The organism is Neisseria sp. 19428wB4_WF04, from assembly GCF_015235335.1.
In the GTDB taxonomy this organism is placed as follows: Bacteria; Pseudomonadota; Gammaproteobacteria; order Burkholderiales; family Neisseriaceae; genus Neisseria; species Neisseria musculi.
On sequence record NZ_JADGLG010000003.1, the window covers coordinates 18,308 to 42,425 of the forward strand.

21 protein-coding genes and 1 pseudogene are annotated in these 24,118 nt (G+C 52.4%); 14 read left to right on the plus strand and 8 right to left on the minus strand.

What is annotated here, in order from left to right:
* The first annotated feature begins 6 nt into the window (after window positions 1-6).
* Entirely contained in the window at window positions 7-2,622 is a 2,616-nt protein-coding gene (gene adhE, locus IR141_RS01335; protein ID WP_135033905.1) for a bifunctional acetaldehyde-CoA/alcohol dehydrogenase, read from the plus strand.
* A gap of 580 nt (window positions 2,623-3,202) precedes the next feature.
* Here the strand turns inward: adhE and IR141_RS01340 are convergent.
* Window positions 3,203-4,513, minus strand: a complete 1,311-nt coding sequence (locus tag IR141_RS01340) for a replication-associated recombination protein A (RefSeq protein WP_135033906.1) — start codon at window positions 4,511-4,513, stop codon at window positions 3,203-3,205.
* Between the two features lie 83 nt (window positions 4,514-4,596).
* Between IR141_RS01340 and IR141_RS01345 the strand changes: the two genes are divergently transcribed.
* From IR141_RS01345 to IR141_RS01370, 6 genes and pseudogenes are all read left to right on the plus strand, one after another.
* Complete coding sequence (locus tag IR141_RS01345) at window positions 4,597-5,205, plus strand: sugar O-acetyltransferase (protein ID WP_209304392.1); 609 nt, start codon at window positions 4,597-4,599, stop codon at window positions 5,203-5,205.
* 33 nt (window positions 5,206-5,238) lie between these two features.
* Window positions 5,239-5,592 carry a hypothetical protein gene (locus IR141_RS01350; RefSeq protein WP_135033311.1) on the plus strand — a complete coding sequence of 118 codons (354 nt, stop codon included), beginning with the start codon at window positions 5,239-5,241 and terminating at the stop codon, window positions 5,590-5,592.
* A 94-nt stretch (window positions 5,593-5,686) separates the two neighbouring features.
* Entirely contained in the window at window positions 5,687-7,099 is a 1,413-nt protein-coding gene (thrC, locus tag IR141_RS01355) for a threonine synthase (RefSeq protein WP_135033907.1), read from the plus strand.
* 220 nt (window positions 7,100-7,319) lie between these two features.
* Complete coding sequence (locus tag IR141_RS01360) at window positions 7,320-7,601, plus strand: hypothetical protein (protein ID WP_135033340.1); 282 nt, start codon at window positions 7,320-7,322, stop codon at window positions 7,599-7,601.
* 410 nt (window positions 7,602-8,011) lie between these two features.
* Window positions 8,012-8,862: pseudogene (locus tag IR141_RS01365) on the plus strand (hypothetical protein).
* Window positions 8,863-8,991: 129 nt separating this feature from the next.
* Window positions 8,992-9,768, plus strand: coding sequence for a ferredoxin--NADP reductase (locus tag IR141_RS01370; RefSeq protein ID WP_135033908.1), 777 nt, complete (start codon window positions 8,992-8,994; stop codon window positions 9,766-9,768).
* A 230-nt stretch (window positions 9,769-9,998) separates the two neighbouring features.
* On the opposite strand, the gene lipA is transcribed toward IR141_RS01370, so the two are convergent.
* The 3 genes from lipA to IR141_RS01385 all read right to left on the minus strand — a co-directional run bounded on the left by lipA (window position 9,999) and on the right by IR141_RS01385 (window position 12,182).
* The gene (gene lipA / locus IR141_RS01375; protein ID WP_135033968.1) at window positions 9,999-10,982 is read right to left on the minus strand and encodes a lipoyl synthase; all 984 of its coding nucleotides are present in this window, start codon (window positions 10,980-10,982) and stop codon (window positions 9,999-10,001) included.
* 302 nt (window positions 10,983-11,284) lie between these two features.
* Complete coding sequence (gene lipB, locus IR141_RS01380; protein WP_135033909.1) at window positions 11,285-11,908, minus strand: lipoyl(octanoyl) transferase LipB; 624 nt, start codon at window positions 11,906-11,908, stop codon at window positions 11,285-11,287.
* A 1-nt stretch (window position 11,909) separates the two neighbouring features.
* The gene (locus IR141_RS01385; protein WP_135033910.1) at window positions 11,910-12,182 is read right to left on the minus strand and encodes a YbeD family protein; all 273 of its coding nucleotides are present in this window, start codon (window positions 12,180-12,182) and stop codon (window positions 11,910-11,912) included.
* Window positions 12,183-12,600: 418 nt separating this feature from the next.
* Between IR141_RS01385 and lon the strand changes: the two genes are divergently transcribed.
* Entirely contained in the window at window positions 12,601-15,051 is a 2,451-nt protein-coding gene (lon, locus tag IR141_RS01390; RefSeq protein WP_135033969.1) for an endopeptidase La, read from the plus strand.
* Between the two features lie 189 nt (window positions 15,052-15,240).
* Complete coding sequence (locus tag IR141_RS01395; protein WP_135033911.1) at window positions 15,241-15,510, plus strand: HU family DNA-binding protein; 270 nt, start codon at window positions 15,241-15,243, stop codon at window positions 15,508-15,510.
* A 261-nt stretch (window positions 15,511-15,771) separates the two neighbouring features.
* Here IR141_RS01395 and IR141_RS01400 read toward each other — a convergent pair whose 3' ends face one another.
* The 3 genes from IR141_RS01400 to IR141_RS01410 all read right to left on the minus strand — a co-directional run bounded on the left by IR141_RS01400 (window position 15,772) and on the right by IR141_RS01410 (window position 18,124).
* Window positions 15,772-16,263: a peptidylprolyl isomerase gene (locus IR141_RS01400; RefSeq protein ID WP_135033912.1), complete on the minus strand. Its 492-nt coding sequence runs from the start codon at window positions 16,261-16,263 to the stop codon at window positions 15,772-15,774.
* A 165-nt stretch (window positions 16,264-16,428) separates the two neighbouring features.
* Entirely contained in the window at window positions 16,429-17,376 is a 948-nt protein-coding gene (gene trxB, locus IR141_RS01405) for a thioredoxin-disulfide reductase (protein WP_135033913.1), read from the minus strand.
* A gap of 190 nt (window positions 17,377-17,566) precedes the next feature.
* Complete coding sequence (locus IR141_RS01410) at window positions 17,567-18,124, minus strand: hypothetical protein (protein WP_135033914.1); 558 nt, start codon at window positions 18,122-18,124, stop codon at window positions 17,567-17,569.
* 236 nt (window positions 18,125-18,360) lie between these two features.
* Here IR141_RS01410 and IR141_RS01415 point away from each other — a divergent pair, with 236 nt between their 5' ends.
* Together IR141_RS01415 and ubiE are read left to right on the plus strand one after the other, a co-directional pair.
* Window positions 18,361-18,783 (plus strand): gamma-butyrobetaine hydroxylase-like domain-containing protein, encoded by a 423-nt coding sequence (locus IR141_RS01415; RefSeq protein ID WP_135033915.1) that lies wholly within the window; start codon window positions 18,361-18,363, stop codon window positions 18,781-18,783.
* A gap of 13 nt (window positions 18,784-18,796) precedes the next feature.
* A complete protein-coding gene (gene ubiE, locus IR141_RS01420; RefSeq protein ID WP_135033916.1) occupies window positions 18,797-19,534 on the plus strand; it encodes a bifunctional demethylmenaquinone methyltransferase/2-methoxy-6-polyprenyl-1,4-benzoquinol methylase UbiE in 738 nt (245 codons plus the stop codon).
* Between the two features lie 1,765 nt (window positions 19,535-21,299).
* Here the strand turns inward: ubiE and trpS are convergent.
* Window positions 21,300-22,310 (minus strand): tryptophan--tRNA ligase, encoded by a 1,011-nt coding sequence (trpS, locus tag IR141_RS01425; RefSeq protein WP_135033917.1) that lies wholly within the window; start codon window positions 22,308-22,310, stop codon window positions 21,300-21,302.
* A 976-nt stretch (window positions 22,311-23,286) separates the two neighbouring features.
* Here trpS and IR141_RS13740 point away from each other — a divergent pair.
* From IR141_RS13740 to priB, 3 genes are read left to right on the plus strand one after another with little or no spacing between them, the layout of a single operon-like run.
* On the plus strand, window positions 23,287-23,409 hold the full coding sequence (locus IR141_RS13740) for a hypothetical protein (RefSeq protein WP_255518781.1): 123 nt from the start codon (window positions 23,287-23,289) through the stop codon (window positions 23,407-23,409).
* 17 nt (window positions 23,410-23,426) lie between these two features.
* Window positions 23,427-23,804, plus strand: coding sequence for a 30S ribosomal protein S6 (gene rpsF / locus IR141_RS01430; protein WP_135033918.1), 378 nt, complete (start codon window positions 23,427-23,429; stop codon window positions 23,802-23,804).
* A gap of 14 nt (window positions 23,805-23,818) precedes the next feature.
* On the plus strand, window positions 23,819-24,115 hold the full coding sequence (gene priB, locus IR141_RS01435) for a primosomal replication protein N (RefSeq protein WP_135033919.1): 297 nt from the start codon (window positions 23,819-23,821) through the stop codon (window positions 24,113-24,115).
* The last annotated feature ends 3 nt before the right edge of the window (window positions 24,116-24,118 follow it).

A 24,118-nucleotide genomic window follows, 5' to 3' on the forward strand; every position in this document is an offset into this window, starting at 1 on the left:
AACACTATGAATGCATCTGCCGATAAAACTGTCAGCCCTGCGGTAGCCGAAGTCAACCGCTTGGTCGAACAAGGCTTGGCCGCACTGGATCGGTTTCTCACACTCAACCAGGAACAAATCGACTATATCGTGGCCAAAGCTTCGATTGCCGCGCTCGACAAACACGGCGAGCTGGCCATGCACGCAGTGGAAGAAACCGGGCGCGGGGTGTTTGAAGACAAAGCCACCAAAAACCTGTTTGCCTGCGAAAATGTGGTGCGCCGCCTGCGCGATTTGAAAACCGTGGGCGTGATCAGCGAAGACGATGTAACCGGCATCACCGAGATTGCCGACCCGGTGGGCGTAATCTGCGGCATTATCCCCACCACCAATCCCACCTCCACCACCATTTTTAAAGCACTGATTGCGCTGAAAACCCGCAATCCGATTATCTTTGCCTTCCACCCTTCTGCCCAGCAATGTTCCGCCCACGCTGCGCGAATCGTCCGCGATGCCGCCATTGCCGCAGGTGCGCCGGAAAACTGTATCCAATGGATTGAGAAACCTTCGATGGAAGGCACGTCTTCATTGATGAAACACCCGGGCGTGGCCACTATTTTGGCCACCGGCGGCAATGCCATGGTGGAAGCGGCCTATTCCTGCGGCAAGCCCGCGCTCGGCGTGGGTGCAGGCAATGTGCCCGCCTATGTGGAAAAATCTGCCGACATCAAACAGGCCGCCCACGACATTGTTATGTCGAAAGCGTTCGACAACGGCATGATCTGCGCCAGCGAGCAGGCGGTGATTGCCGACAAAGAAATCTATAACGAGTTGGCCGAAGAATTTAAATCTTACGGCGTGTATTTCGCCAACAAAAAAGAAAAAACGCTGCTGGAAGAATTTATTTTCGGCGTGAAGGCCAACAGCGCCAACTGCGGCGGTGCCAAACTCAATGCCTCGGTGGTGGGCAAACCTGCCGCCTGGATTGCCGAGCAGGCCGGTTTCAAAGTGCCTGAGCAAACCAACATTATTATAGTGGAATGCCGCGAAGTGGGCCCCAAAGAGCCGCTCACCCGTGAAAAACTCTCGCCCGTTTTGGCCATGCTGAAAGCCGAAACCACCGAAGAAGGCTTGAAATTTTCTGAAGAAATGGTGGAGTTTGACGGTTTGGGCCACTCCGCCGCCATTCATACGGCCGATCAAGAATTGGTGAAAACTTTCGGCGGGCGCGTGAAAGCCCTGAGGGTGATTTGGAACGCCCCTTCTTCATTCGGCGGCATCGGCGATGTGTATAACGCGTTCCTGCCCTCGCTCACCCTGGGCTGCGGCTCTTACGGCAAAAACTCTGTGGGCGGCAACGTCAGTGCCGTCAATCTGTTGAACATCAAAAAAATAGGCCGCCGGAGAAACAACATGCAATGGTTTAAAGTGCCCGCCAAAATCTATTTCGAGCGCGATTCCATCCAATATCTGCAAGATATGAAAGATTGCGAAAAAGTGATGATTGTTACCGACCGCTCCATGGTGGATTTGGGCTTTGTCGATAAAATCACCCACCAGCTGAGTCTGCGCAAAAACAAAGTTACCGTGCAGCTGTTTACCGATGTCGAAGCCGACCCGAGCGTGCAGACTGTGTATAAAGGCACCGACCTGATGCGCAGCTTCCAGCCCGACACCATTATCGCGCTGGGCGGCGGCTCGCCGATGGATGCGGCCAAAGCCATGTGGCTTTTCTACGAACAGCCGCAGGTTGATTTTGAAGACTTGGTGCAGAAATTCATGGACATCCGCAAACGCGCCTTCCGCTTCCCCGAGCTGGGGCGCAAAGCCAAGTTTATCGGCATTCCCACCACATCGGGCACCGGCTCCGAAGTAACGCCGTTTACCGTGATCAGCGACGGCGACAAAAAATACCCGATTGCCGATTATTCGCTCACCCCCACCATTGCCATCGTTGATCCCTCGTTTACGATGACCGTTCCCGCAAGCGTAACCGCCGACACAGGCATGGACGTGCTCACCCACGCAGTAGAAGCCTATGTTTCGGTGCTGGCCAACGATTTTACAGACGGCCTGGCGCTGCAGGCCATCAAGCTGGTGTTTGAATTTTTGGAACGCTCCTACAAAAACGGCGCAAGCGACCCCGAAGCCCGAGAAAGAATGCACAACGCCTCCACCATCGCCGGCATGGCATTTGCCAACGCATTTCTCGGCATCAACCACTCGCTGTCGCACAAAGTGGGCGGAAAGTTTCACACCGTTCACGGCCGCACCAACGCCATATTCCTGCCCCACGTTATCCGCTACAACGGCACACGGCCGCAGAAAACCGCCACCTGGCCGAAATACAACTACTACAGGGCCGATGTACGCTACCAGGAAATCGCCCGTATGCTCGGCCTGCCGTGCAGCACCCCGGCAGAAGGCGTGGAATCGTTTGCCCAAGCCTGCCACGATTTGGCGCACAGCGTAGGCATCAAAATGTCGTTCAAAGAGCAGGGCATCGATGAAAAAGCCTTCACCGCCGCCCGCAGAGAGCTGGCACTGATGGCTTATGAAGACCAATGCTCGCCCGCCAACCCGCGCCTGCCGATGGTGGCCGATTTGGAAGAAATCCTCACCAAAGCCTACTATGGCGGATAATATCCCTGCGCATTGACGATTGAGGCCGTCTGAACATGTTTTCAGACGGCCTCGAATTTAAAAAATGAAAAGGCAGGTTTTTGCAATATTTGCAGGCTGGCGTTTGCAAAATTCAAAAAACTTCACAAGCAGGTTGCCGGCCGTCATGCACCTGTAGGCAGGAAGCCCGGCGTTTGGCATCTAAGCATTGGTTTAATCGATGCTTCAATATTTCTATCCGGATTTACCTGTGCGGTAATGACGGTATTTGCGCGTTTCAGACGGCCTGAAAGTATTTTTGCGAAGGCATCGGGTGTAGAAAATCCCATTAAAACAGCTCGGGCCGTCTGAACACCCGGGCGCGCAGACCGTACGGAACGGCTTCTGTTGCCGCTCAGGCGGCTGCAACACCGTTTGCTTTGCACCAAAAAACAGCAAGGCGTAACAGAAATACCGTATTACCCAATCTGCCAAATTGGCGGTTGATAGCGGAAAACGGTTTGCGGCGTTTTTGAATATTGTTTTGAATATTGAATGTTGTGAAAGTCCCAACCGGTTTGCCCGCGCAGCCCCTGCCCTCAAACCTGCGGCTTCGGGGGGGTTACTTTATGCCGCCTGCTTCATCGTCAAGCTGTTTGAGCCGGGCTAGTTTTTCACCGATTTTGATTTCGAGGCCGCGCGGCACGGGTTGGTAGAAATCCGGCTCGGCCAAACCGTCCGGCATGTAGCTTTCGCCGGCGGCATAGGCGTGCGGCTCATCGTGGGCGTAGCGGTATTCGCGGCCGTAGCCCAACTCTTTCATCATTTTGGTGGGGGCATTGCGCAGGTGTACGGGCACTTCGCCGGAGGCATTGCTTTTCACGAAAGCGCGCATTTGGTTGAAAGCCGTGTAGCCGGCATTGGATTTGGCAGCGGCAGCCAGATAGAGCACGGCCTGCGCCAGTGCCAGCTCGCCTTCGGGCGAACCCAGGCGTTCGTAGGCGGCGGCCGCTTCGTTGGCAATCTGCATGGCTCTCGGGTCGGCCAGGCCGATGTCTTCCCAAGCCATGCGCACGATGCGGCGGGCGAGATAGCGCGGATCAGCGCCGCCGTCCAGCATGCGGCAGAACCAATACAGCGCGGCGTTGGGGTGGGAGCCGCGCACGGATTTGTGCAGGGCAGAAATCTGGTTATAAAAACTCTCGCCGCCTTTGTCGAAGCGGCGGATTTGCGTGCCCAGGCTGTCGGCGAGAAACTCGGGGGTGAGTGCGTTCAGACGGCGGGTGGCGGCAGCGCGCAGCAGTTGTTCCAACAGATTCAGCAGCCTGCGCGCATCACCATCGGCAGCATGGCACAACAGTTCGCGGGCTTCGCCGTTAATGGCAAAGCCCTGATAATCGGGCAGGGCAAGCACTTTATCAATCAGTTGCTGCAAATCCTGCGCCGAGAGCGGCTGCAACACATACACCTGCGCACGGCTCAGCAGGGCAGAGTTCACTTCAAACGAAGGGTTTTCGGTGGTGGCACCGATAAAGGTGAGCAGGCCGCTTTCCACATGGGGCAGAAACGCATCCTGCTGGGCTTTGTTGAAGCGGTGCACTTCATCGACAAACAAAATCGTTGCACGCTCCTGCTGCAGGGCGGTTTCGGCTTTCAAAATCGCTTCACGGATGTCTTTCACCCCTGAAAACACGGCCGAAACGGGCAGAAACTGGGCATGGAAACTCTGCGCCAAAATTCTCGCCAGCGTGGTTTTGCCCACACCCGGCGGCCCCCACAGCAGCATCGAATGCGGCTTGCCGCTTTCCACCGCCACCCGCAGCGGTTTGCCTTCGCCGATTAAATGCTGCTGGCCGATCACTTCTTCGAGAGAGTGCGGGCGCAGGCGTTCGGCAAGCGGGGCATCGGGAGGGCGGGTAAACAGGTCCGGCATGGCATTGTTCCGTTACTAAAGTTTCCCCGCATTATAAGCCCGATACGGTACAATGGCGCCTGTTTTGTTTCAGACGGCCTCCGATGATGAAAAGCGAATGCGAAAAGATGCTCTCCGGTATGCCGCACAATGCGTTGGCTGCCGGTTTGGCTGCCTGTCGCAACCGCGCCAAAGAGCTGCTGCACGACTATAATGTCTGCACCCGCCCGGGCGACACGGCCGCGCGCGAAGCGATTATCCGCCGCCTCTTCGGCAAAGCAGGTAAAGACGTGTTTATCACCCAGCCGTTTTACTGCGATTACGGCACCTATATCGAAGTGGGCGACGGTTTTTATACCAATTTCAACTGCATTATGCTCGATGCAGGCGGTATCACCATCGGCAACGGCGTGCTGCTGGCGCCCAACGTGGGGCTGTACACCGTGGGGCATCCGCTGGATGCGGATTTGCGCGCCCAAGCCTATGAAGATGCCAAGCCGATTGTGATTGGCGATAATGTATGGATAGGTGCGCAGAGCATCATTCTAGGCGGCGTTACCATTGGCAGCAACACCGTGGTGGCCGCAGGCAGCCTGGTCTGCAAAGATCTTCCCGCCAATGTTTTGGCGATGGGTTCGCCCTGCCGCACCGTGCGGGCCATCACTGAAGCAGACAGAGCGGCCTATCTGGCCAGAATCCGCGCCGCCGGATAAACATTCTTACCACTTGTTTGAAAAAGGGAAACCATGAAAAAAATCATTGCACTGCCGTTGGCTTTACTGCTTGCCGCCTGTGCGGCAGACGGCAATATCAACAGCGGTTTGGGCATGGGCAACGCTTTGGTGAAGGCAGCCCTAGACAACCAATGCCGCGCCGAACTCAACAAACGCAACGAATGGCGCTTGATCGCGTTGGCGATGACGGCCGAAAAACAGCAGGAATGGGAAAACAAAATCTGCGGCTGCGCCAGCGAAGAAGCCCCCAACCAGATAACCGCCAACGAAATGGTGCAGATTGTCAATCCTGCTACCCGCGCGCAGGCCGCAGCCTCGGTAACCGCCAAAACCGTAACCGCCTGCGTGAAGCGTTTATACCGTTAATCTTGTTTCAGACGGCCTGCCCGCATACCGCAGGCCGTCTGAAAACCTATAATGCCCTCCGGCGTATTTGCCCGATGATTGAAGAAACCGAGCCATGAAATATATCAGCACCCGCGGAGCCACCGCACCCAAACCGTTCAGCGAAGTATTATTGATGGGGCTTGCGCCCGATGGCGGCCTGATGCTGCCCGAACATTATCCGCAAGTCGATGCGGCAACCCTGCAGCAATGGCGCGGCCTCAGTTACCCCGAGCTGGCGTTTGAAATCATCAGCCTGTTTGCTACCGATATTCCCGCCGCCGATTTGCGCAATATTATCAACCGCACCTACACCGCCGAAATTTTCGGCAGCACCGAAATCACACCCGTGCGCACCCTTTCAGACGGCATCAAAATCCAAGCCCTTTCCAACGGCCCCACGCTGGCGTTTAAAGACATGGCCATGCAGTTTTTGGGCAATGCGTTTGAATATGTGCTGGCCAAAGCAGGCAGGCAGCTCAACATTCTCGGCGCCACCAGCGGCGACACCGGCTCCGCCGCCGAATACGCCCTGCGCGGCAAAAAAGGCATAAACGTGTTTATGCTCTCGCCTGAGGGCAAAATGAGCAGTTTCCAACGCGCGCAGATGTTCAGCCTGCAAGACGCAAACATCCACAATATCGCCGTTCAGGGCATGTTTGACGACTGCCAAGATATCGTAAAAGCCGTGCAGAACGATGCCGCCTTCAAAGCGCAACACCACATCGGCACCGTCAATTCCATCAACTGGGGGCGCATCGTGGCGCAAGTGGTGTATTACTTCGCCGGTTATTTCAAAGCTACCGAAACCAACGCGCAAAAAGTGAGTTTCTGCGTGCCCAGCGGTAACTTCGGCAACATCTGCGCAGGCCATATCGCCCGACAGATGGGGTTGCCCATCCGCCGTCTGATTGCTGCCACCAACGAAAACGATGTGCTTGACGAATTTTTCAAAACCGGTGTTTACCGCCCGCGCACCGCCGAACACACCCACGTTACCTCCAGCCCCTCGATGGACATTTCCAAAGCCTCCAACTTCGAGCGTTTCGTGTTTGACCTGACAGGCAGAAACGCAGCACAAATCCGGGCATTATGGGCAGAAGTCGGCAGCGGCAAAGGTTTTGATTTGTCGGAAAAACTGCCGGAGATTCATGAAAAATACGGCTTTGCCTCCGGCCGAAGCAGCCACCGCAACCGCTTGGACACCATTGCTGATGTTTACCTCAGCGGCGGCGGATTGATTGACCCGCACACTGCAGACGGCATCCAAGTGGCGCGCGAAGTGCGCCAAGCGGGTGAAACCATCGTCTGCCTCGAAACCGCCCTGGCCGCCAAATTTGAAGACACCATACACGAAGCCGCAGGCAGCGTAACCGTGCCGCGACCCGCCGCCCTCGAAGGCTTGGAGCAACTGCCGCAACGCGTTCAAACCGTGCCGAACAATGCCGATATTGTCAAAACCATTATCCGGGAAACGTTGGAAAAATAAAGGTGTACGCGTACAGGCCGTCTGAAAAAACCAGAGACTTGTTTACTTGCGGAAACGGTGTTACCGGTTTCTTTCGGAAACTGCGTTTTGGCTTCGCAGAGACTGGTTTCCTTCGGAAACGGCGTTTTCAGACGGCCTCTGATGCCGTGGAGCCGTTTGCTCGGGCAGGCCAAGCATGGCAGCAAAGGGAAAAATATGAGGGCAGCGCACAAGCACGCACTTGGCACTTGGCTGCAGCAAATGGCTGTTTACGCCTTGCACCGAAGATGAGAGCCGTGCTTGGACGGTTCAATGGCTGCGGGAGGAAGATGAAAAAACGGCGGCAAAACCCACCGCCGCTTATCCGCCAAGCTTCCGCAGGCATAACCGGCCGGCGTTTTGGCTGAAAGCGGCTGCATCGGTAAACAGCGGGCAAAACAGCATCCGTATTCACGAGATTATGTTTTATCGGGAAAACGAAAGCTGCCGCCCCGCTGATTTTCTCGATGCCTTGTTTCCTTAACGCTTCTGCCGGAAAACCGGTAGGGAACACGGCGGCACAAGCGGTGCTTGCAACCTGCCGTTGGATACGGGTAATCCGTTTGCGGCACCGCAGCAGAAGCCATGCCCGGCATTGCGGCGCAAACCCGATGCCGTCTGAACGCTCCGGCAGCAACCGGCAAACTGCGGCGGTCGATATTATGATACGAAACATTTTATTTAGAACTCGGCATTTGTTCGCATCACCGTTTTGGGCGGATCCGCAAGCCCGCTTTGGTGAAGCCTGCCGGCCTTGTGTTCAGACGGCCTGTTGCTGAAGCCGTCTGAAAAAACAGCGCGGTATGGCTGCCCGGGTAGGGCAAATAACCTTATTGGGCACTGTAGCAGATTAGATGAACAATATGGCTGATTATCAACAAAATACATTTTCCGATGCGCCGCTGCCCATTTCCGGCACGGGGCAGCCGGAGAAAAAGCCCGGAAACAGAAAGCCGGCCGCCCGATTACCACAGCGAATTATCGCGGCTTTCTGCCCGCCAGCAGGGGGCTGCGATTGACCGCTATATATTGGATAACGGCGAAACGGTGTGGATCCGCAAAGCCGGCAAGAGAAATGCCGCATGGCGTTACGCGCTTTTGGCGCTGCCTGCGAAGATGCTGCAACTGTGCGTGCTGACCCCTGTACCCAACTTGTGGGCAGCAACCCGAGCATTGCCGCCGGAGCTGCCAGGCTGCGTGAGCTTGCGGCATCGGGGGGGGCGTTCCCCCTCTTTTGGCCGTACAGGAAAATTCTCTGATGATGGGGCATCTCTGCGGCAGGCCGTTGCAGGACGTTATCGCGGAAGAAGCCGCTGCGGGCAGCCTTAGTGCATGGCGGCAGGGCTTGGCGGCCAATTGGCAGCCTTCATGGCCGGGGGGGGGCAGTATGCCAGCCAGGCTTTTGCGCGGAACATGATGTTGGACGATGCCGGCAATATCGGTTTTTTGATTTTGAAGACGACCCCGCAAGTGTATTGGCGAGGGCCGACTGCCGCGATTGGCTCTGTTATCTGCATTCCACCCTGTTGCCGTTGGCGCGCAACGGCCTGTTGGATGAGGCGGCGGCAATTTGGCGCATATATTTCGAGAGACTGCCCGATCGCCATGCCGCTGTTTTGAGCCGCCCCCTGCGCTATATTTATTGGATGAGGCGGCTGAGAAACCGCCGCTGGGGGCGCGATCCGCTGCAATTGGCGGCATTGGCCGAATTTTCTGCCGCTTCAGGCATGATGCAGCGGCGTTGATAAAGATTGTGGGCATAATTCTTTTTGTTTAAAATCAGATTAACATTGACAGCCTGCCCGAACAGCAGGCATTTTTCAAACGTTTCAGAGCCGTTTTCAGACGGCTTCCTATTTCAGAAAGCAATCATTATGGCAGCATTCAACACCCAGAAAGTTTTATCCGTACACCATTGGACAGACTCCTATTTCACCTTCACCTGCACCCGCGATGATTCGCTGCGTTTTGAAAACGGCCAGTTTGTAATGGTGGGTTTGATGGTGGACGGCAAACCGCTGATGCGCGCATACAGCGTAGCCAGCGCAAATTGGGAAGAACATCTCGAATTTTTCAGCATCAAAGTGCCTGACGGCCCCCTGACCAGCCGTCTGCAGCATCTGAAAGTGGGCGATGAAGTTTTAGTGAGCAAAAAACCCACCGGCACCCTGATTTGCGGCGACCTCAACCCCGGCAAAAACCTTTACCTGCTTTCCACCGGCACCGGCATCGCGCCGTTTTTAAGCATCACCAAAGACCCGGAAGTTTATGAACAGTTTGAAAAAGTAATTCTGGTACACGGCGTGCGCTACAAAAAAGATTTGGCCTATTACGACCGTTTCACCCGAGAGCTGCCCGAACACGAATATCTGGGCGAACTGGTCAAAGAAAAACTGATTTACTACCCCGTGGTATCGCGCGAAGAATACCCGCACCGCGGCCACATCACCGACCTGATGAGAAGCGGCAAAATGTTTGCCGACATCGGCCTGCCGGTGATGAACCCCGAACACGACCGCGCCATGCTGTGCGGCAGCCCCGCCATGCTGAAAGACACCGGCACAGTGTTGGAGGAATTCGGTCTGCAGGTTTCGCCGAAAATGGGCCAGCGCGGCGACTATCTGATTGAGCGCGCGTTTGTGGATCAATAACCCGCCGCAGTAAACATCAGGCCGTCTGAAAGTTGTTTTTCAGACGGCCTGATGCTTTAAAAACAGGATGATGGTGAATCCACTGTATTTCCGCTACCCGGCACGCAGGCCAAACGATAGCGGCATGGCAGAGCCGGTTATGCTGCCGCTTCGGCAGCCGGCGAAACCACTCTCTTGGTGGTGGGGCGGGATGCAGCCCCTCAACAGGAAATAGAGCGGGGCACTATCATTTAAAGACTGTTTGAAACGTTTTCCCGCAAAGCCTGGGAGGCCTGCTCGTCGGCGTGGTAAGAGCTTCTGACCATCGCGCCGACGGCGGCATTGGTGAAGCCCATTGCGTAGGCCTCTTGCTCGAATGTTTTGAACTGCGCGGGGGTAACATAGCGTAAAACGGGCAGGTGGCCGTCTGAAGGTTGCAGGTATTGGCCGACAGTAATCATTTCGATATTGTGCGCGCGCATATCGCGCATGATTTCGCGCACTTCTTCATCGGTTTCGCCCAAGCCGACCATAATGCCCGACTTGGTGGGGATATCGGGCTGCATTTCTTTATAGCGGCGCAAGAGTTCGAGCGAGTGCCGGTAATCGGAACCCGGGCGCGCCTGTTTGTAGAGGCGGGGATGGGTTTCGAGATTGTGGTTCATCACATCGGGCGGAGTTTGGGAAAGAATATCCAAAGCAATATCGAGACGGCCGCGGAAATCGGGCACTAAAATTTCAATCTTGGTTTGCGGGCTTTTTTCGCGGATGGCGCGGATGCAGTCGGCGAAATGTTGGGCACCGCCATCGCGCAGGTCGTCGCGGTCAACCGAGGTTATCACCACATAGCGCAGTTTCATGGCGGCTACGGATTCGGCCAGATTTGCAGGTTCGGCCGGATCGAGCGGGTTGGGGCGGCCGTGGCCGACATCGCAGAACGGGCAGCGGCGGGTGCAGATGTCGCCCATAACCATAAAGGTGGCGGTGCCTTTGCTGAAGCATTCGCCGATGTTGGGGCAGCTGGCTTCTTCGCACACGGTGTGCATTTTCTGATCGCGCAAAATATTTTTGATTTCAAAAAATTTTTTACCCGTGGGCAGCTTGGCGCGTATCCATTCGGGCTTTTTGAGCTTTTCTTCCAGCGGCACCACTTTGATGGGAATGCGTGCAGTTTTGGCGGCACCTTTGTGTTTGACGCCTTGGGCATTGTTGGATTTGACGGTTTCGTTGTTCATGTCTGACATATTTCTGTTATCGGTTGGGCGGAGGCCGGTTTGGTTTCGGGGAAGGCGCAAGGCTGTATTGTAAAGCATAAGCACGGCCGGTGCGGTGTTCTTTTTGTGCATCGGCAACGGCGGCCTTTTATGGGATAGGGCAGGGTAAAGTGTCTGCCCGGCCCGCGCGGTTTGCTGTTTTCAACCGCAAAGCCGTGTGTGCCGGCCGGGGGGGCTATACCGTAAACTGGTGCAGGGAGCCGGCAATATCCGCAAACAGACACGGCCGGCGTTTTCTAAAGCTGTGTATCGGAAAATAATTTTCAGACGGCCTCTGCGGCAGGCGCTTCCAGTTTTTGCTGTAAATGCGCGGTCAGTTTTCCGGCCACCTCGGCAAGCGGCGGGCAGGGTGAGAGGAAATCGGCCATCTGAACCATTTCCATGCCGGCGTAGCCACAGGGGTTGATGTGCAGAAAAGGCGATAAGTCCATATCGATATTCAAGGCCAGGCCGTGATACACCGAGCCGTTTTTAATCCGCAATCCCAAAGAGGCGATTTTGCGTCCGTTTACATATACTCCCGGGCGTTGCGGGTCGGCCGCAGCGTTGATGCCGTATTCGGCCAGTGTGGCGGTAATGCTGTTTTCAAGCGCGCTCACAATACTGCGCACGCTGGTTTTGCGGCGTTTGAAATCGATGAGGGTGTAAACCACCAACTGACCGGGGCCGTGGTAGGTGATTTGCCCGCCCCGGTCAATCTGCACAACGGGTATGCAGCTGTGCCGCAGCAGATGTTCGGGCTTACCCGCCAAACCTTGTGTAAATACGGGCGGATGCTCAACCACCCACAATTCGTCTTCCGTTTGGGCTGTGCGCCGGGCATTGAATGCTTTCATGGCTTCGAACACGGGCTGGTAATCCGCCAGGCCGAGATACACGGTTTTCATGCTACAGCACCATTTTCACCAGCTCGTGGCCGGTAAGCCCGCGGTAGATATCGTTCAACTGCTCTTGGTTCTGCACATTGACCGCTTCCACTGTGGCGCCCAGATAATTGCCTTTGCTGCTGGCGCGCACGCTGATATGGTGCGCCCGGGTTTCGGGTGCATGTTTCTGCACGCAGGCCAGTACGGACGAAGTAAATTCGGGATGCTGGATTCCCATCACTTTAATGGTGAAGTTGCAGGGAAAGTCGATTAAAGAAGGGTTTTGTCCGGACATAGTGTTTCCTTAAAAAGGCCGGGGCGTGTCATCAGAAGGCCGGCCCAAAAACAAGCAAGATTGAATATCTTGCGGGCATTTTCAACGCTGCAGGCGTGGATTTTACCCCCCAATACTGCCGCAACGTACCAGGTGGTACGACCTAATCAGGCCGTCTGAAAAAATTTCACTTTTCAGACGGCCTGATACATTTTCGGCAATATTTTAACGCAAACACGGCGGGCAATCCATTATACTGCCGTCTGAAAAGGCATTTTGAAGAGATAAGCGGCAAGACTTGAAATAGCAGGCTGCCAGCCCCATGTGGGCGGCAATCCGACAAACAATCGTGGATTTGCATTTTCGCCGCAAGACCGATGCACAGCAACGCCGTCACGGAAATGTTGCAGCAACCACTTGAATGAATAGAGACAAAGATATGGCAACAAACAAGCATTCTGAGGAATATGCCGTTTTGGCAACCTTGCCGCTGAGGGACGTGGTGGTTTATCCGCACATGGTGCTGCCCTTGTTTGTGGGGCGCGAAAAATCCATTGCGGCACTCGATTCGGCCATGGCCAAAGACGAACCGGTGTTTCTGCTCGCCCAGCGCGACCCCAACGAAGAAAATCCCGGTGCCGGAGATTTGCATAAAATGGGCACGGTAGCCCAAGTGATGCAGGTGTTGAAGCTGCCGGACGGCACCGTGAAAGTGCTGGTGGAAGGTATCCGCCGCGGCCGCGCCCTCCGTGTGGAAGACAACGGCGAACTGTTTGTTTCGCATGTGGAATCCGCCGAAGACACCGATGCCGACATTCCTGATATGGAAGCCCTGCGCCGCACCTTGCTGTCGCAGTTCGACCAGTTTGCCAAACTGAACAAAAAAATTCCGGCCGAAGTGATCGGCACCATCCACGGCATCTCCGACAACAGCCGCTTGGTCGACACCGTTGCCGCCCACCTGCAACTCAAACTCGAACAGCGCCAAGACGTATTGGGCATGGTCAGCATTGCCGGGCGCATGGAATACCTGCTTGGCCAGCTTGAAGCCGAACTCGACATCATGCAGGTAGAAAAACGCATCCGCGGCCGCGTGAAACGCCAAATGGAAAAATCGCAGCGCGAGTATTATCTTAACGAACAGGTAAAAGCGATTCAGAAAGAATTGGGCGAAGAAGACGAACGCGGCGAACTCGAAGCGCTGGAAAAGCAGATTAAAGAAGCCGGCATGAGCAAAGAAGCCGAAGAAAAATCTCTTTCCGAGCTGAAAAAACTGAAAATGATGCCGCCTATGTCGGCAGAGTCTACCGTGGTGCGCAACTACATCGACACCCTTCTGGAATTGCCGTGGAAGAAAAAATCGCGCGTGAGCAAAGATTTGGCCAAAGCCGATTTGGTGCTCAACGCCGACCACTACGGCTTGGAAAAAGTCAAAGAGCGCATTTTGGAATATTTGGCCGTGCAAAAACGCATGGATAAAATCAAAGGACCGATTCTGTGCCTGGTCGGCCCTCCGGGTGTGGGCAAAACCTCGCTGGGCGAGTCTATCGCCAAAGCCACCGGCCGCCAATATGTGCGCATGGCCTTGGGCGGTGTGCGCGATGAAAGCGAAATCCGCGGCCACCGCCGCACCTATATCGGCTCGATGCCGGGAAAAATCCTGCAGAACATGGCCAAAGCCGGTGTGAAAAACCCGCTGTTTCTGTTGGACGAAATCGACAAACTCGGCAGCGATTTCCGCGGCGATCCCGCCAGTGCCCTGCTTGAAGTGCTCGATCCCGAACAAAACAATAAGTTTGCCGATCACTACGCCGAAGTGGATTACGACCTGAGCGATGTGATGTTTATCGCCACTTCCAACAGCCTCAATATTCCGCACGCGCTGCTCGACCGCATGGAAATCATCCGCTTGTCGGGCTACACCGAAGACGAAAAAATCAATATCGCCATGCAGTATCTGGTACCCAAACAAATGAAGCGCAACGGCGTGAAAGAGGGCGAGCTGGAAATTGCCGAAAGCGCGGTGCGCGACATCATCCGTTATTACACCCGCGAAGCAGGCGTGCGCTCGCTTGACCGCGAGATTGCCAAAATCTGCCGCAAAGTGGTGATGCAGATTACGCTGGCTGCCGACAAGAAAACCGCTGCCGCCGTGAAAGGCCGTCTGAAAGCCAAAACCGTGAAGGTAACCGAAAAAAACCTCCACAATTATTTGGGTGTGCGCCGATTCGACTACGGCGTGGCCGAAGACGAAAACCGCATTGGCCAAGTTACCGGGCTGGCGTGGACGGAAGTGGGCGGCGAACTGCTCACTATCGAGGCTGCAGCTTTGCCCGGAAAAGGCAACATCATCCGAACCGGCCAACTGGGCGATGTAATGAAAGAGTCGGTTTCCGCTGCTTGGAGCGTGGTGCGCTCTCGCGCCGAAACAGTCGGACTTGCCCCTGACTTCTACGAGAAAAAAGACATCCACATACACGTTCCCGAAGGTGCCACCCCCAAAGACGGCCCCAGCGCAGGCATTGCCATGACGCTGGCGATGGTATCGGCATTTACGCAGATTCCTGTGCGTGCCGATGTGGCAATGACCGGCGAGATTACCTTGCGCGGCGAAGTGCTGCCTATCGGCGGCCTGAAAGAAAAACTGCTTGCGGCGCTGCGCGGCGGCATCAAGCATGTGCTGATTCCGAAAGACAACGTGAAAGACTTGGAAGAAATTCCCGACAATGTGAAGGAAGGCCTGACTATCCACCCGGTGAAATGGATAGACGAAGTTTTGGCTTTGGGTTTAGAGCATCAGCCAGAGCCGTGGAAAACCGAAGGGAATGCCGCCGAGGCTGTATTGACGGGCACTGAAAACCAGTCAAGCACAAAAGCAACCAAACATTGAATCTGTAGGAATGTGTTGTAAAAGATGCGGTTGTTGTGAAGAAAGCCTGCAAAAGCGCAATATTCCGCATCTTTTCGCTTGACACAGCGATTTTAGGCTTGCTATAAAGTCGCCAGACGTACGAAACCGTACCCCAAACGCCCGATTATCGGGGCTTTTATTATTTCAAACGATAGAAAGGGACTTATTGTGAACAAGTCTGAACTGATTGAAGCCATTGCCCAAGAGGCAGATATTTCCAAAGCCGCCGCCGCCAAAGCTTTGGACGGCATGACCAATGCCGTAACCAGTGCGCTGAAAAAAGGCGATACCGTAACTTTAGTGGGTTTCGGTACTTTCTACGTTGGCGAACGTGCCGAACGTCAAGGCCGTAACCCGAAAACCGGCGAGCCACTGACCATCGCTGCTGCCAAAACTCCGAAATTCCGCGCAGGAAAAGCCTTGAAAGACGCTCTGTAAACATTCGGAATCCCTAGAATCCGTATAAGAAAAGCAGGCTTGTGTCTGCTTTTTGCGTTGAAAAGTTCGGATTGTTTACACTTTGCGGTATTTCGCTGTGTTATCTATATTGCTTGGTTTGCCGTTTTGTAGTGTAAATTAATTGGATACATAAATTTGATAATTTTGAGAAACCAAGCAAAAAGAATATAGGCATGAAAATTTCCGGGGCCGTCTGAAATTTTTCAGACGGCCCCGGAAATAATTCATCGGCCAACCGGTTTATACGATTTCCGCTTTGGTGATCACAACGCTCTCAACGGGCACATCATCGTGATAGCCGTGGCGTTTGGTGGCCACGCCCTCAATGGCATCTACAACCTCCCGGCCTTCAACTACTTTGCCGAAGACGGCATAGCCCCAACCGTGCAGGCTGGGTTCGGTGTGGTTGAGAAAACCGTTGTCTTTCGTGTTGATAAAAAACTGCGAAGAGGCGGAGTGGGGAGCTTGGGTGCGTGCCATGGCGAGGGTGTATTTGTCGTTTTTCAGGCCGTTTTGGGCTTCGTTTTGAATCGGATCGCGGCCGGGCTTTTCGTTCATGTTTTCATCCATACCCCCGCCTTGAATCATGAAGCCCTTGATAACACGGTGGAAAATCAAACCATCGTAAAATCCGTCTTTTACATATTGCTCAAAATTGGCGGCGGTAACGGGGGCTTTTTCGTGGTCGAGTTCGATACCGATGGTGCCGAAATTGGTGTGTAGTTTAATCATGGAAAATCCTTTCTTCTGTCGATAGACCGGGTTGCAGTAACCGTTACCCGGAAAACAAGGGAAGGCCCGAAAGCCCGAAATGTAAAATTTGCTGTTTAACGCCGATTTTATAGATATTTTATAGATATAGGTGCTGTCTGTTATTCAGACGGCCTCCAAATCTGTTTAGTTCTGGCGGTCGAGCCAGCGTTCCGCATCCAAGGCGGCTTGGCAGCCCGAGGCAGCGCTGGTGATGGCTTGGCGGTAGGTGTGGTCTTTCACATCGCCGGCAGCCCACACGCCTTCGATATTGGTGAGGCCGATATTGTCGCCGCTGCCGCCTTTGGTTTTCAGATAGCCGGCTTCGTCCATATCAAGCTGGCCTTTGAAAATATCGGTGTTGGGCTTGTGGCCGATGGCGATAAACACGCCCTGCACGGCAATTTCTTCGCTGCTGCCGTCATGATATTTCAAACGTGCGCCGTTCACGCCCATATCATCGCCGGTGATGTCTTCGAGTACGGCATTCAGCTTCAAAATGATTTTGCCTTCTGCAACCCGTTGCATGAGTTTGTCGATCATGATTTTCTCGGCACGGAAAGTGTCGCGGCGGTGGATCAAGGTAACGGTGTTGGCGATATTGGCCAAATACAGCGCTTCTTCTACTGCGGTGTTGCCGCCGCCGATAACCGCTACATCTTGTTTTTTATAGAAAAAACCATCGCAGGTGGCGCAAGCCGACACGCCCTTGCCGGCAAATTTTTCTTCGCAGGGCAGGCCGAGATATTTGGCCGAGGCACCTGTGGCGATAATCAGCGCATCGCAAGTGTATTCACCCATATCGCCTTTCAGCGTGAAGGGGCGGTTTTGCAGATCGGCTGTGTGGATTTGGTCGAAAACCAACTCGGTGCCGAAACGTTCGGCGTGGGCTTGGAAGCGTGCCATCAGCTCGGGCCCCTGCACGCCGCCTGCATCGGCCGGCCAGTTATCGACTTCGGTTGTGGTCATCAGTTGGCCGCCTTGGGCGACACCGGTGATAACCACAGGTTGCAGATTGGCGCGGGCGGCATAAACGGCAGCGGTGTAGCCTGCGGGGCCGGAGCCTAAAATAATCAGTTTGTGGTGCTTGCTCATGGGTTTTCCTTGCTTGAAAACGATTATGTCGATGGCCGAAACCATACTACGGAACCGGTTTGGTTTGGCCGTCTGAAAACGATTGGGCTAATCAACAGAATCTGTAAATAAAATATAGCGTTATAAAAATATAGCGTTATATTCGGCGGACAGATAAGGCCGTCTGAAAAAATTTCAGACGGCCTGCATTTCAACGCCGGCGGAAACCGCCTCTGCGCATGGGGCGGCGGGTGTTGGAAGGGGCTTGGGTAGTTTGGCGGTAATTCTGTTGTGCGGCTTGGTTTTGCGCGGGCAGCGACTTGGTGTTCAACTGCCGGCTGGTGCGCTGCTGCGCTTGTGCCGACTGGTAATAATCGGCCCGCGCGCGCCGTACTGCAGGGGTGTCGGCTTGGGCTTTTTGAAATTTATTGGCCAAGGCATTGCCGATAAACGCGCCCGCAGCCGCCCCCACCAGGCTTTGCAGCAGCCAGCTTCCGGTCGATTGGTCGTAAATATATTGCTGGCCGTCTGTGCCCGTTACCGGCTCGCCGTTGTTGCCGTTGGCCTGATATTCTGCGGGAATGGTATCTTTTACTGCATCGGCGGTCAGCTCGTAAACAGTGTTGTCTTGCTGCGCATTTTGTTGGGCAAGCTGTTGTTGCAGTGCTTCGATTTGTTTCTGCTGCTGCTCCAATCGGGCTTGCGTATCGTCTTTACAGGCAGCCAGAGCCAAAGTGGAAATTGCAGATAAAGCAATGATTCGTTTCATTATTCTTCCATTTAAAAGAAAAGCGGGATAATGCAGGGTTTGCAGAATGTTAATAAGGGCAGGGCGGTGCTTATTCAAGGCCGTCTGAAAAGGTTTTATAGCGGCTTCGTTACAATAATACAGCATTGCTCCTTATCGTATTAGTTGTGCTGCCTGCGGCTCCGCAGCCTTGTTCCATGGTAACTAAACCGCTATATTTTACTGCTAAAATAGCGTTTTTCCATACAAAACCCAATATGAAATACGAAGCTCCCGAAGAAATCCGCCTGCACGGCAGCCGTGCTGCGCTTACCTTGGTTTACCGGGATAGCAGCAAAAGCCTGCCTGCCGAATTTCTGCGCGTTTATTCGCCCAGTGCCGAAGTGCGCGGTCACAGCCCCGGCCAAGCAGCCCTGCAGACAGGCAAAGCCGGCGTAACCATTTCCGCCCTAGAGCCGGTGGGGCACTACGCCCTGAGAATCACATTTTCAGACGGCCACGACAGCGGGCTTTACAACTGGGATTATTTATATAAATTGGCGCACGAATACGATACAATGTGGGCCGACTATCTGCGCCTTATCGAAGCGGCCGGCGCATCGCGCACACCTGCCGCCGCAGGTAGAGCCGCACCCGCCCTGAAACACGGATGCGGCAGCGGCGGTTGCGGCAAACACTAAACAGGAATCCATAATGAGCGACAACAAAACCCATTTCGGCTACCAAACCGTAAACGAAAGCGAAAAAGCCGGCAAAGTAGCCGAGGTGTTTCATTCGGTAGCCAAAAACTACGACATTATGAACGATGTTATGTCCGGCGGCCTGCACCGCGTGTGGAAACATTTCACCATCAACACCGCTCCTCTCAGCAAAGGCGGCAAAGTGCTCGACATCGCCGGCGGCACGGGCGATTTATCGCGGGGCTGGGCAAAGAGGGTGGGCAAAGAGGGCGAAGTATGGCTCACCGACATCAATTCTTCCATGCTTTCGGTAGGCCGCGACCGCCTGCTCAACGAAGGCCTGATTCTGCCTGTATCGCTGGCCGATGCTGAAAAACTGCCGTTTCCCGACAATTATTTCAATTTGGTGTCTGTGGCTTTCGGCTTGCGCAATATGACCCGTAAAGATGCGGCTTTAAAAGAAATGTATCGTGTATTAAAGCCCGGCGGCACCCTGCTGGTTTTAGAATTTTCAAAAGTATTCAAGCCATTGGAGCCGGCCTACGATTTATATTCATTCAAACTGCTGCCGCTGATGGGCAAAATGATTGCCAAAGATGCCGACAGCTACCAATATTTGGCAGAGTCCATCAGGATGCACCCCGATCAGGAAACGCTCAAACAAATGATGCTTGACGCGGGTTTCGATACGGTGGATTACCACAACATGACCGCAGGTGTCGTTGCTCTGCATAAAGGGGTAAAATACTGATTTATTATAATAAAAATCAAAACCAACCTATTGATTTAAAATGCAGGCCGTCTGAAAACCCGAAGCAGGGCATGTTCAGACGGCTTGAAAAGCTTTCAACACCATATGGTTTTAACAGCTTGCAAAGAGTGGTGATGTAGGGAATCTGAGTGTTTGCCTAAGCTGAAATAAGCTGTTTGGGCAGCGCGGAATTGGCAGCGTATCAACACCTTGTTCCATTCTATTGATCTGTTGCGGGAAACGGTAAACGGTAAACACCGGCAGCCGCTTTGACGGCTGCTTTTCAGGCCCCCCGGTAAGCAGCGTTCTTGGCTATTGCTTTTAATGCAAAAGACCGTCTGAAAAAATTCCCGTTGTTTCAGACGGTCGTAATCATTTATCGCCGGCTTGCCGCCTGCATAGGCGGTAAATCATCATAATGCACCTTTGTTAAAATATCAGATTGTTTTACTACCGCCCGAATTGTGCGCAACACGATGCATCATTTTACCTGGCAGAATGGAACAATGTGGTTCAGCCATATTATTTTTTATTTTTCGGATTGCCGAATATATCTGTTTTATTATCCTTCGCCCTGCGTCCGTTCATGCTGCCATTTGCTTTGCCTGCAACGGCGGCCATACCGGCAAGTACTAGGCAGTATACATTCATCAGGAACAACTGCAGCTGGTTGAACAACCAATTCAGCCTGTGGCGGATGTGTGTTTGAAACGTATTACCGAAGCCGTTGGGGCAATTATCGATGCCTCAAAACGAAACAGCCTGTTTTGCCGTCTATCAGAGCTCTCTTTCCGAGCAGCCGCCATATTTTAACTTGTGCTGAATAAAGCCCTCAAACAATCCAATTTCAAGCCCGGTATGTGTTTGGTAGCGTAGGCATCAACCACCATAACCTTGAGCGCAAAACGCGGTGATTAACCGCAGCCCTAGGGTAACGAACTCTCCCCCTGATTAACGGTAGTAGAACCGTAATCTATGCTGATGCGGTTTGCCTTAAAAGATGAGAGCCTTCTTGCCAATGGCGGCAGCAACAATCAAACAGTTTTACCCGAAGGCGGCATATTTTTCGTCAATTTTAACTTATATCATAATTTTATCGTAATTTTTTGAAAAAAATTCATGATGTTTTTTATGCGCCATACCGATTTAATCAAGTAGCTATCAATTGATGAGGTGTGACACGAAACAAGTTTTTGGTCAAAACTGCTTCCAGTTGGCGCAAGTCCGAAGCCCAAATCGTGCTGCTACCTCACAAAGCGGCGATGTTTTTCGAAACACTGTCGTTTAAAAGGAAGAGGTGATAGGAGCACGGCAGGTAAAGTAGTGGCTTTCGGTATTCCTAAATATTGAGGTAAGGTTTATACGGTCATAGTGAATAGCACCAATCCTATGGTTACGGGGAAAATTATGCCTGACAGTGTAGTATACAGATAGTGTAGTATACAGATAATTTGAGTAGCTGCGATGTGTCGAATATCAGCAAAGCTTATTATCATAGAATTAATCATAGCAAACAATTTTTCCAACCAACAAAAAACAATTTTTCCAACCAACAAAGTCATATTGACAGCATTGAAAACTTTTGGAGTCAGATAAAACGTGTTTTATGTAAATAGAATGGAGTCAATCAGAAATTTTTTCCTTTATTTTTGAAGAGTATGGATTTTGCTTTAACTTTAGAACACCAAAACAACAACTAAAAACCCGAGTCTTTGGGGTAATATTTAGAATCAATCTCAAATTTTCAGTCTTAAACCTTACATACCTACTTTAGTGCACGTATCCCCACTGCATCGCGCACTTTGTCGAGCAGCACTCGGGCTTCTCGGCGGGCTTTGGCCGCTCCTTCCTGCAAAACGGCCTCAATCTGCGCGGGATCGGTAGTAAGCTCAGCATAGCGTTCGCGCGGTTCGGCCAGTTCGGCATTGATTTTCTCTGTCAGCAGTTTTTTCGCCTCCCCCCAAGCCAAGCCTTCAGCCAACATATGGATGAACTCCGCAGTTTCTTCAGGTGTGGCAAAGGCTTTGTAAATTTCAAATAACGGGCTTTCAGACGGCTGTTTCGGTTCGCCCGGCTCTTTAAGGTTGGTAAGGATTTTATTCACCGATTTCTGGGTTTTTTTATCGTTCTCCCACAGCGCAATGGTGTTACCGTAACTTTTACTCATTTTGCGCCCGTCCAAACCCACCAAGAGCTCCACGTTTTCATCGATTTTCGCTTCCGGTAGGGTGAACACTTCTTGAAAACGGTGATTGAAGCGGCCCGCTATATCGCGCGCCATTTCAACATGTTGGATTTGGTCTCGTCCCACCGGCACTTCGTTGGCCCGGAACATCAGAATATCTGCGCTCATCAGAATCGGGTAACTGTATAGCCCCATCTCGATTTGGTGGTCTTGATCTTCCAGCCCTTTCTCCAAATTTTCCTGCAAAGCAGTCTTATAAGCATGAGCGCGGTTCATCAACCCTTTGGCTGTGATGCAGGTGAGTATCCAATTTAATTCCATAATTTCGGGAATATCACTTTGGCGGTAAAACGTGGTGCGCTCGGGGTTTAAGCCGCAGGCGAGCCAAGTGGCGGCAATAGCCCGGGTGGATTCGTGAATTACCACCGGGTCATGGCATTTGATGATGCCGTGGTAATCGGCCAAAAATAAGAAAGATTCGGTTTGCTCGCTTTGCGAGGCACGGATGGCGGGGCGGATAGCGCCGACATAATTACCCAAATGCGGTATGCCAGTAGTGGTTACACCGGTTAAAACGCGTTTTTTGATCATAGTCGCTTCATTCTCTGTAAAATCTTTTCAGACAATCTAAAATAAAGACGGTCTGAAAAAAATGGCTCTGCCTAAATTATACATCTTTAAAACCCAATGATGTTTACCTGCTGCTTCCATCTGTTTTTAAATCATATTTACCTATTAGAAATATGAACTTTAAAAATACAAATTAATGCAAAATCCTTACTTAACCAAAAACAAATAGTGGTTGACAATTAAGATGGATTTTATCCAAATCTAAATATTTTTGATTAATGCCTAGCTAAAATCTAGCTGCTTCGGGTGTGGCCAAACCAACTGGAATCAGTGTCAAAAGTATCAACAGCCTGCACCTAAAATTGCATCAGCACTTAGCTCGTAAGCATGGGGGCAGACACTTTTAGGCGGCATCTTGGAGCTGAATAAATCCTATTTCGGTACTAGTGGCATCCGCAGTAAGCGCAGCTTGGCAAGGGCATTAAAATCATTGCTTCCTACATTTTAAAACGTTACGGTGGTAGGTTTTCTGAGTAAACGTTATGGCAGTCTGAAAGACATCGGACACCTGCAGTTTTAGTGAAAGGGTCAGGTCTTTTTGCCAGTCCTACAGCAATAGTTTTGCTTGTCGCTGTTTCAGCAGAGGAACGGTCGGCTTCGGCAGCATGGATTCCTACACTACCTGAGTTGATTGGGTAGAAGGCCTTTATGTTAGTAACGCTTCAGATGGTTTGTTAAGTAAGCCTCAAAGCCCATCAGTGTTGCCATGACCCTGTTCACAATGAAGCGGTCAAGCCTCTGCGCTTCATGCAAAGCCGCAAAATTACTGAGTGCGATTCCATGCTACCACGAACTTGCCGCGTAGGCGTGGCTGGTTAGAGCAGTCCCTACCGAAGCAAGGAAAACGTCTATATTCTATGTTAATGTGGATGATTTTACGGTCTTCTATAAATAAAATAGAAATAGCGGTTTAGGGTAGAGTGAACATGGAAGCCGTTTGAAAAATGTAGCAGATGTTGTTGTAATTTTTTTAGCGGCTTGCTTTATCTTTGCAGACTGGTATATAATTTCAAAATTTCTAACCTTGCCTTTTGCTTTTCGCATGGCTGAAGGCTGTTAAAACCGTAAGGAGGCAACATGCGTCATTATGAGGTTGTGTTTATCGTTCATCCTGATCAAAGTGAACAGGTGCCAGGAATGGTTGAACGCTATAAAACCATGATTACCGAAGCTGGTGGTAAGATCCACAGGCTTGAGGATTGGGGGCGCCGCCAACTGGCCTACCCGATCAATAAAATCCACAAAGCTCACTATGTTTTGATGAACATCGAAACTTTACCTGAAGTGGTTGATGAACTGGAAACTGCTTTCCGCTTCAACGATGCCGTTCTACGCCACCTGACCATCAAGACCAAACACGCCGTAACCGAAGCTTCTCCGATGCTGAAAGATGAAAAGTCTAAAAATCTGCTAGATGGCGGCAATGCAGCCAAAGAAAAAACTGCCGAAGCGTAATTTGAATTTAAAGATTGGATAATCTTTTCACCCTTGCTGCACAAATTGCCGAATGCAGAGAGCTGAGATATACCCCTGCTGGTATTCCTGTTTTAGACATTATGTTGGTACACGAATCTTGGCAGTGGGAAAACGGGCAGCAATGTTTGGTTAAGCTCGAAATGCCTGCTAGAATTATCGGCAAGGATGCACTTAATTGGCAGCACCGCGAACAAACCGCAGTAGAAGTAAGCGGCTTTTTGACTCAAAAAAGCCGTTGTTACAGCAAGCCGGTGCTGAGGATACAAAATATTAAAGAATATAAAGGTTAAACA

Excerpts from the sequence above, each read along its gene's own strand:
- adhE (WP_135033905.1), top strand. The coding sequence starts at position 7 with ATGAATGCATCTGCCGATAAAACTGTCAGCCCTGCGGTAGCCGAAGTC.
- IR141_RS01340 (WP_135033906.1), bottom strand. The coding sequence starts at position 4,513 with ATGCCGGACCTGTTTACCCGCCCTCCCGATGCCCCGCTTGCCGAACGC.
- IR141_RS01345 (WP_209304392.1), top strand. The coding sequence starts at position 4,597 with ATGATGAAAAGCGAATGCGAAAAGATGCTCTCCGGTATGCCGCACAAT.
- IR141_RS01350 (WP_135033311.1), top strand. The coding sequence starts at position 5,239 with ATGAAAAAAATCATTGCACTGCCGTTGGCTTTACTGCTTGCCGCCTGT.
- thrC (WP_135033907.1), top strand. The coding sequence starts at position 5,687 with ATGAAATATATCAGCACCCGCGGAGCCACCGCACCCAAACCGTTCAGC.
- IR141_RS01370 (WP_135033908.1), top strand. The coding sequence starts at position 8,992 with ATGGCAGCATTCAACACCCAGAAAGTTTTATCCGTACACCATTGGACA.
- lipA (WP_135033968.1), bottom strand. The coding sequence starts at position 10,982 with ATGAACAACGAAACCGTCAAATCCAACAATGCCCAAGGCGTCAAACAC.
- lipB (WP_135033909.1), bottom strand. The coding sequence starts at position 11,908 with ATGAAAACCGTGTATCTCGGCCTGGCGGATTACCAGCCCGTGTTCGAA.
- IR141_RS01385 (WP_135033910.1), bottom strand. The coding sequence starts at position 12,182 with ATGTCCGGACAAAACCCTTCTTTAATCGACTTTCCCTGCAACTTCACC.
- lon (WP_135033969.1), top strand. The coding sequence starts at position 12,601 with ATGGCAACAAACAAGCATTCTGAGGAATATGCCGTTTTGGCAACCTTG.
- IR141_RS01400 (WP_135033912.1), bottom strand. The coding sequence starts at position 16,263 with ATGATTAAACTACACACCAATTTCGGCACCATCGGTATCGAACTCGAC.
- trxB (WP_135033913.1), bottom strand. The coding sequence starts at position 17,376 with ATGAGCAAGCACCACAAACTGATTATTTTAGGCTCCGGCCCCGCAGGC.
- IR141_RS01410 (WP_135033914.1), bottom strand. The coding sequence starts at position 18,124 with ATGAAACGAATCATTGCTTTATCTGCAATTTCCACTTTGGCTCTGGCT.
- IR141_RS01415 (WP_135033915.1), top strand. The coding sequence starts at position 18,361 with ATGAAATACGAAGCTCCCGAAGAAATCCGCCTGCACGGCAGCCGTGCT.
- ubiE (WP_135033916.1), top strand. The coding sequence starts at position 18,797 with ATGAGCGACAACAAAACCCATTTCGGCTACCAAACCGTAAACGAAAGC.
- trpS (WP_135033917.1), bottom strand. The coding sequence starts at position 22,310 with ATGATCAAAAAACGCGTTTTAACCGGTGTAACCACTACTGGCATACCG.
- rpsF (WP_135033918.1), top strand. The coding sequence starts at position 23,427 with ATGCGTCATTATGAGGTTGTGTTTATCGTTCATCCTGATCAAAGTGAA.